Annotated in this window: 8 protein-coding genes; 5 read left to right on the forward strand and 3 right to left on the reverse strand. The window is 40.7% G+C overall.

Annotated features, from left to right (window positions below):
- The first annotated feature begins 19 nt into the window (after nucleotides 1-19).
- Genes FM107_RS13295 through FM107_RS13305 form a run of 3 tightly spaced genes read left to right on the forward strand, consistent with a single transcriptional unit; the run spans nucleotide 20 to nucleotide 2,684 of the window.
- Nucleotides 20-490 (forward strand): RidA family protein, encoded by a 471-nt coding sequence (locus FM107_RS13295; protein WP_256959535.1) that lies wholly within the window; start codon nucleotides 20-22, stop codon nucleotides 488-490.
- Nucleotides 491-1,600 carry a D-TA family PLP-dependent enzyme gene (locus FM107_RS13300; RefSeq protein ID WP_218778991.1) on the forward strand — a complete coding sequence of 370 codons (1,110 nt, stop codon included), beginning with the start codon at nucleotides 491-493 and terminating at the stop codon, nucleotides 1,598-1,600.
- A 4-nt stretch (nucleotides 1,601-1,604) separates the two neighbouring features.
- Nucleotides 1,605-2,684: a dipeptidase gene (locus tag FM107_RS13305; protein ID WP_086948993.1), complete on the forward strand. Its 1,080-nt coding sequence runs from the start codon at nucleotides 1,605-1,607 to the stop codon at nucleotides 2,682-2,684.
- Between the two features lie 329 nt (nucleotides 2,685-3,013).
- On the opposite strand, the gene FM107_RS13310 is transcribed toward FM107_RS13305, so the two are convergent.
- The 3 genes from FM107_RS13310 to FM107_RS13315 all read right to left on the reverse strand — a co-directional run bounded on the left by FM107_RS13310 (nucleotide 3,014) and on the right by FM107_RS13315 (nucleotide 4,855).
- Nucleotides 3,014-3,667, reverse strand: coding sequence for an AraC family transcriptional regulator (locus FM107_RS13310; RefSeq protein WP_306298660.1), 654 nt, complete (start codon nucleotides 3,665-3,667; stop codon nucleotides 3,014-3,016).
- On the reverse strand, nucleotides 3,668-3,934 hold the full coding sequence (locus FM107_RS20105) for a hypothetical protein (RefSeq protein WP_306298661.1): 267 nt from the start codon (nucleotides 3,932-3,934) through the stop codon (nucleotides 3,668-3,670). It lies immediately after the preceding gene.
- A gap of 150 nt (nucleotides 3,935-4,084) precedes the next feature.
- Complete coding sequence (locus FM107_RS13315) at nucleotides 4,085-4,855, reverse strand: SDR family NAD(P)-dependent oxidoreductase (RefSeq protein ID WP_086948994.1); 771 nt, start codon at nucleotides 4,853-4,855, stop codon at nucleotides 4,085-4,087.
- Nucleotides 4,856-5,309: 454 nt separating this feature from the next.
- Between FM107_RS13315 and catB the strand changes: the two genes are divergently transcribed.
- Together catB and FM107_RS13325 are read left to right on the forward strand one after the other, a co-directional pair.
- The gene (gene catB, locus FM107_RS13320) at nucleotides 5,310-6,002 is read left to right on the forward strand and encodes a type B chloramphenicol O-acetyltransferase (protein WP_086948995.1); all 693 of its coding nucleotides are present in this window, start codon (nucleotides 5,310-5,312) and stop codon (nucleotides 6,000-6,002) included.
- Nucleotides 6,003-6,023: 21 nt separating this feature from the next.
- The gene (locus FM107_RS13325; RefSeq protein WP_086948996.1) at nucleotides 6,024-7,301 is read left to right on the forward strand and encodes a hypothetical protein; all 1,278 of its coding nucleotides are present in this window, start codon (nucleotides 6,024-6,026) and stop codon (nucleotides 7,299-7,301) included.
- Nucleotides 7,302-7,350: the final 49 nt, after the last annotated feature.

Consider the following 7,350-nt stretch of genomic DNA (forward strand, 5'->3'; position numbering starts at 1 on the left):
GTCACCTTATAAATAAACGATGATGTATAATGCAGATGAACAATTTGAAAAATTAGGTCTATCACTACCTCCGGCCCCGGCACCTAAAGGTGTCTACAAGCCTTATGTGATCGACGGTAAGTACCTTTATCTTTCAGGACATGGCCCTGTGCAGGATGATGCTAGCCTAATCATAGGTCGGATTGGCCGCGATATAGACGCAGAAGCAGGGAAACTTTCTGCTCAACAGGTGGGGTTGACTATGTTATCTACCATCCGAACGAATCTCGGTTCGCTGAATAAAGTGAAACGGGTTATCAAAGTGCTGGGGATGGTTAATTGCACTACTGAATTTGAGCAGCATCCTTATATAATCAATGGATGTAGTGAGCTTTTCGCGTCCGTTTGGGGACAAGAGAATGGCATTGGTACCCGCAGCGCAGTGGGCTTTGGCTCCTTACCGGACAATATCCCTGTAGAAATAGAAGCATTGTTTGAATTGGAGGATTAAATGATGAAGCAATGGTATGAAGTGGCGAACGTCGATCATATCGATTCGCCAGCACTATTGGTTTATCCTGAACGTATTACCTACAATATCCGCTTGCTCAAGAAAATGGTAAGTGAAGACACAAACCGTTTACGGCCGCACGTCAAGACTAATAAGATGATCGAGGTCTGCAAAATGATGATGGATGCCGGGATTGAGCAGTTCAAATGCTCAACGATCGCCGAAGCGGAGATGCTTGCGCTGAGCAATGCCAAAGACGTGATGATGGCTTATCAACCAGTAGGTCCTAAAATAGAACGATGGATGAAGCTTGTGCAGGCCTACCCAAACACCCATTTTTCGTGTCTTCTGGATAATGTGGATTCGATAAGGGAGTTGGGTTTTATTGCCCAAAATAGGAAAATGAACCTCTCGGTATACGTGGATATCGATTTAGGCATGGGACGTACAGGTTCTTCTGTAGATCAAATAGAGAGGCTGTTGCAATGCATCGAGGAACAAAAACATCTGGTTTTAGAAGGGGTGCATGGATATGATGGCCATATTAGTAACAGCGATCCTGAGGTTCGTGAAAAAGAGAGTGGTGTCGCTTATGTATTGCTAAAGGCAGCATTTGATTATTTACAGCCCCGTTGTCCTTATCCTTTAAAGATGGTCATAGGAGGAAGTCCTTCTTTCACGAGCCATGCCAAACGAAAAGACGTAACGTGTAGTCCCGGTACGTTTATTTTTTGGGATTGGGGTTATCGTTCGCGGATACCCGAGCAAGCATTTGAATACGCCGCCGTTTTACTAATGCGCGTGATATCGGTTCTTGATGGCCGGCATGTATGCGTTGATTTGGGGTATAAAGCGGTCGCCTCGGATCCACCTTTACAAAGGGTTTTATTTTTGAATGCGGACGACGCTACCACAGTTTTTCAAAGCGAAGAGCATTTGGTACTATCGGTAGGTGACAGTAAACGGTATCCTATAGGCGCCGTGCTATATGCTATACCAACGCATATATGCCCCACCGTTGCCCTTTACGACCGCACATATGTTATTCAGGAACATCAGAATATAGCAACCTGGCAAGTAATTGGCAGAAATAGAATCCTAAATATTTAGAGAAATGAACGAACTACCTTTTTTAATCGATGGACATCTTGACCTGAGCATGAATGCAATAGAGTGGAATAGAGATCTACGTGTGTCTATTTCGGAACTGAACGCAAGAGAAAAAGGGATGCTAGATAAACCGGACCGAGGCAACGCGACAGTAACATTTGAAGAGTTACGCCGTGGTAATATTGGTTTGGTTGTAGCAACTCAAATAGCCCGTTATGTCAAACCAGGAAGCTTACTACCCGGTTGGTTTTCCCCAGAACAGGCTTGGGCACAGACACAGGGTCAGCTTGCTTGGTACAAACAGATGGAAGCGGATGGTTACATGCGTATGATCTGTACCAGAGAGCAACTGGATCTACATGTTGCTGAATGGACAGATGGTGCGGACACTTCGAATAGACCAATTGGGTATTTACTAAGCCTTGAAGGTGCCGATTCTTTAGTGGATGTGAGTTATGTCGAAAAGGCATACGCCTATGGACTTCGTGCGATAGGACCCGCACATTACGGTTCAGGGCGATATGCCAACGGCACGGATTCAGTAGGCAAGTTAAATGCAGATGGCATTGCCTTGTTACAGGAAATGGATCGTCTGAAAATGATCTTAGATGCCACACACCTGAACGATGATGCTTTTTGGGATGCGCTCGCACGTTACCAAGGACCGATTTGGGCGAGCCACAACAATTGCCGGGTCTTTGTTGATCATAATCGGCAGTTTAGCGACGATATGATTCGGGCACTGATCGAACGCGACGCGGTGATTGGTGTAGCATTAGACGCATGGATGATGGTGCCTGACTGGGTTAGAGGAGAGTCTACCCCAATCGGCGCACAATGCAATATGGAGATCATGGTCAACAATATTGACTATATATGTCAGATTGCTGGAAACACAAATCATGTAGCCGTTGGTAGTGATCTGGATGGCGCCTTTGGACGCGAGCAATGTCCTTATGATCTTGAAACAATCGCTGATGTGCAGAAGATATTTCCTCTTTTGCAAACGAAGGGTTATAAGGACGAGGATATTGTTAAAATCGCTCATGGCAATTGGCTTCGATTTATGCGGAGTGCTTTGTAGGTATCGCACTGTTCTATATTGCACTTTTCAAAAAAGATCCTCATTGCTGATTAAAACAACTAATCCTATTATAAGCCCTATCAAGGGAATTGGATGGAAGACTTGTTATCCTAAGGTTTCCATTCCAGTTAAAGACGAAAAAGGACACGAGGAAACGTGTAGTATTTTGGATTCCCTATAAATTTTATAAAAAAAAGATTCTTAAATTTATTACGATGAGCTCGGTTTTCCCCGGGCTCATTTGTATTAGAAGCACGGTTGCATAAAGAGGCAGCACAAAGCTTACACCGCCAGCTAACAGTATGACGTCTAATAATATTTTTCGAAGATCAATTGAAAGAAGCTCTAAATTCTAACGGCGAAAGATTAGTTTTCGTTTTAAACAATTTATTAAATGATTGCGAATGCTCAAAGCCCAATTCATAAGCGATCTGGCTTACGGTCGATTGCGTGGTAGAAAGCTTCTCTTTTGCTTTTTCAATTAACTTTTTGTGTATATACTGCCGCCCATTTTGCCCGATAGGAGAACGAAGCAAGTCGCTTAAATATCCCGGCGAAATATTTAATTTTTCCGAAATGAAATGCACCGTAGGTACACCTTGACGCAGTGGCTGTCCGCTATTGAAATAATCATCCAAAATGGTTTCGATTTTTAGGAGAATATCATTATTTACCGCTTTACGCGTAATAAATTGCCTTTTATAAAATCGGTTAACATAGCTGAGCAGTAACTCTATCTGGGCAATCATCACTTCCTGACTGAATTCATCGACGGGGTTGTTTAGCTCCTGTTCCATGATGTTATATATGGATAAGATTGTCTGTTTTTCAATATCTGACAAATGCAACGCTTCATTAACCAAATAAGAAAAATACCCATATTGCATGATCTTTTTAGCTAGTGGATAACCCAATAAAAAATCGGGATGAATGAGCAATAAATAGGCATAGGTGTTTTTATTATACTCAGTGGATCCTACCAATTAGTTGGGTGCTAAAAACAGCATACTGCCTTCGTTAAAATCATAATAATTCTGGCCATACTTCAATTTTCCATTGTTTTGAGTAATGAAAGTGATTTTATAGAAGTCCAGCACATCATAAATCGGAGCCATTTCCGTATTAAATGGATTGTTTTCATTAAAATGCATAAGACTTATCAGTGGATGCTGCGGCTTAGGAAGGCCAAAAACTTTATGACTTTCTGATATCGAAATAAACCGTATAAGTTTATCTTCTTTGTTTTTCATCTGTATCTCTCCTTTTGTTTCAAGTTATGTGGAATTTGCAAAGGAATAATCCTAGTGGTTTATAAGGTTATTTTATCCTTCCCACACTTCATAAATTTATCAAAAAAACCTATGACATACTACAGCCATAGGTTTTTAATCCGTTTGGCATTACCAGGGGACACTGTTATCCCCTTCTGAAGTGATAGGCCCTGTAAAGCTTCCTGTTGGTATATCTTCAGCCAACGCTACCCTGATAGGTTCAAGAGAACCTTCTTCCACGGTGTCGGTTCCTTGAAAATTATTTAATGCCGTAGCAGTGAAACCTGGACTGACCAAATTGACTTTTATATTGGAACGCTCCAGTTCTATTGCAAGCGACAGGAAAATACCATTAAGGGCTGTTTTCGAGGCGCCATAAACGGCGTCAAATCCGGAACGAAAAGGAGTATCAGGATTTGAATTAAGGGAAAGTGATCCTAATGCGCTAGAAACAGTTACAATCCGCGCAGCTGCTGCATTCCGCAATAACGGTAAAAAACTCTGTGTGACAGCAAGAGTGCCAAATACGTTGGTGTTCCAGACCGTTTTCATCTCGTCTATAGATGCGATACTGGCTCGTTGGGATCCCAGTATCTCTTCCAGCGTTCTACCGGCTTTTCCTGCGTGTGATATGGCCGCATTATTGACCAGCAACGAAAGGTATCCTTGTTCATTTTCTATTTGCGCCGCTGCAGCAGTGATCGAGTCACTATCGGTAATATCCAACTGAATGGCCTTCACGCCCGTTCCAATTTCTGCTGTGGCCTTCTCTCCTTTTCGTAGATCACGGGCACCTAAATATACCACGTATTCATTATCTGCAAGTGCCTTGGCGACCTGAAAACCTACCCCTGTATTACCCCCTGTCACAAGTGCTACTTTCTTTTGATTTGTCTGCATAATTTTATCTTGTTTAAATGTGATGCAACAAAATTCCAAATTACCCATACGATTCCTGTAGCCAAACCACGAACATTTGTAGCCGAATTACGGAAAATGAATTTTTCATTAATTTTAGTACTGCCGTATAAAGTTTAAACGCGACTCTCGCTAAGCCGCTGAATAGCTATTTATAGCCGATGTCTGAAATTATAGGCTCTTGAAAATCATTTACACTTAATTTCTAGACCTGCATCTAGCACCTCATTTACAACTATTTAAACCCGTGATCTAATTAAGCCACTAAGCAAACATCTTCGGCGATACAGGAATAATTATGCGTACTACGAATTCTCTCTAGATTTGATTATATTTGGGTATGAAAATGTCTGATTAGCATATTTGAAAAAATAGTTTATTATTGAGGTAATAAATATTGCCCTTCGGTTCTATTGTGAATTTTAAAATATGCAACATGATTAATTTTTTTGAAAGTCCTTTTAAAGGCAAGATAATCAAAGACCACATTACCAACCCTAATATTATTGCCGGAAAATATTCTTATTACTCGGGTTACTATCACGGACATTCTTTTGACGATTGTGCACGTTATCTGTTTCCTGACAGAGACGACGTTGATAAACTTATTATAGGTTCGTTTTGTTCTATCGGAAGCGGGGCTAGTTTTGTGATGGCAGGAAACCAAGGTCATCGGCACGATTGGATATCCACTTTCCCTTTCTTTTATATGAACGAAGTCGAGAGTTTTCATGGAGCGGCTGACGGATTTACAGGCGCGGGTAACACGGTTATCGGTAACGATGTTTGGATCGGTGGCGAAGCTATGATTATGGCTGGCGTGACGATTGGTGACGGCGCAGTTATTGGTAGTAGAGCCTTAGTTACCAAAGACGTTGCTCCTTATACGATAGTCGGTGGCAATCCGGCAAAATTAATTAGAACTCGATTCACCGAAGAAGATATCGAAATTCTCTTAGAAATCAAATGGTGGAATTGGGAGGAAGATTTGTTAGCAAAAGCGATACCCTTAATTTGCTCGCAGGATGTTAAACCGCTATATGACTTTTACAATCGATACGTAAAATACCATTCTTACAGGATGCCTTTCGAAGTAAGTGATAGACGAAACACGCTAAACAAAAGATAGTTTAAATCATATATTTTACCCATGAAAGTAGTCATCCAACTGTTATTTCTCGTAATAATTTTTAACATAGATACTACGGCACAGGTTTCTCGTAAAGACTACAACCTCGATTTTAAGGAGATTAAAAATAATCTTCCAATCGGCTGGCATATTATCGAGAGTATTGGATACGATATTGGAATTGACGATAAGCAATTAGTCTCAGGTAAACCCTCTTTGAGAATAAAATCAAATAACGAAGATAATCCAGGTGCCGGAGTATTAATCTTTGACATACCTCACAATTTTGAAGGAAAATTCTTGACTTTTTCGGCGAAGATAAAAACCGAGGGAGTCTCTCACGACGGACACGTTGGACTCTATGGACATATCAAACCTAAGGTCGATTTCAAAAATTTAGAAAAATTTAAAATAAATGGAACGCATAACTGGAGCGATTGGGAAGTCACATTAGAATTAGCTCCCGAGGAGACTGATAAGATAGAGGTCGGCTTATACCTAATTGGGGCCGGATCAGTATGGTTCAATAACTTACAGCTCTCGGTTGACGGTAATAATTATACTGAAGCTCCTGTATATAAACCAACTAAGGATTCGATTTATAAATTCAACTCACACGTCCCCACCTTCGAACTCAATAATAAAAACCAAGAATTCTTAAAAAATATCGCGCTGATTTGGGGGGCAATAAAGTATTTCCACCCTTCGGTAGCAGAGGGAAAGTGGAACATGGATGCTGAATTATTTAAATTCCTTCCAAGGATTTTATCCCTTCAATCGAATGAGCAACAGGAAGTTGAATTCATCAACTGGATTAAAAGTTTTGGCGAAATACCACCGAGAATAAAAAATAATCCAGATGACAATAAAACAAAAGAATGGAAACTCAAAACAGATTTGACGTGGATTGCCAAACTTAGTTATTCCGATAATTTAAAAAAAACACTTTTTCAGTTATCGGAAATTGAGAGCCCCATTCAACATAAATATATAGGGTACTTTGACGGTCCAAGAAATCCGAATTTCACTGAACTATCATATAGAAAAGCCAGCGTAAACGATGTAGGTTTTAGATTGCTTGGATTGTTTCGTTATTGGAATATTATCCAATACTTTTACCCCTATAGATATTTAACAGAGCAGCCCTGGGATGAAGCCCTAGATAATTTCATACCGCTTTTCCACCGTGCTAGTACTTTCCCTGCTTTAGACAGCGCTTACCTACAGCTATTTTCCAAAATAAATGACGGACATGCTTTTGCTACACTATCAACGCCTAGTAACGTGTCTGTATTGTAAGCTGTCAATACAGCACATGTAGTCCTTTTTCCAAGAAAGGGTCTTTGGA

The sequence above is a fragment of the Sphingobacterium sp. JB170 genome, assembly GCF_900163865.1.
Taxonomy (GTDB): domain Bacteria; phylum Bacteroidota; class Bacteroidia; order Sphingobacteriales; family Sphingobacteriaceae; genus Sphingobacterium.

What these genes read in the sequence shown, in the direction of transcription:
- FM107_RS13315 (WP_086948994.1), bottom strand. Translation starts at nt 4,855, where the DNA reads ATGCAGACAAATCAAAAGAAAGTAGCACTTGTGACAGGGGGTAATACA.
- catB (WP_086948995.1), top strand. Translation starts at nt 5,310, where the DNA reads ATGATTAATTTTTTTGAAAGTCCTTTTAAAGGCAAGATAATCAAAGAC.
- FM107_RS13325 (WP_086948996.1), top strand. Translation starts at nt 6,024, where the DNA reads ATGAAAGTAGTCATCCAACTGTTATTTCTCGTAATAATTTTTAACATA.
- FM107_RS13300 (WP_218778991.1), top strand. Translation starts at nt 491, where the DNA reads ATGATGAAGCAATGGTATGAAGTGGCGAACGTCGATCATATCGATTCG.
- FM107_RS13305 (WP_086948993.1), top strand. Translation starts at nt 1,605, where the DNA reads ATGAACGAACTACCTTTTTTAATCGATGGACATCTTGACCTGAGCATG.
- FM107_RS13295 (WP_256959535.1), top strand. Translation starts at nt 20, where the DNA reads ATGATGTATAATGCAGATGAACAATTTGAAAAATTAGGTCTATCACTA.
- FM107_RS20105 (WP_306298661.1), bottom strand. Translation starts at nt 3,934, where the DNA reads ATGAAAAACAAAGAAGATAAACTTATACGGTTTATTTCGATATCAGAA.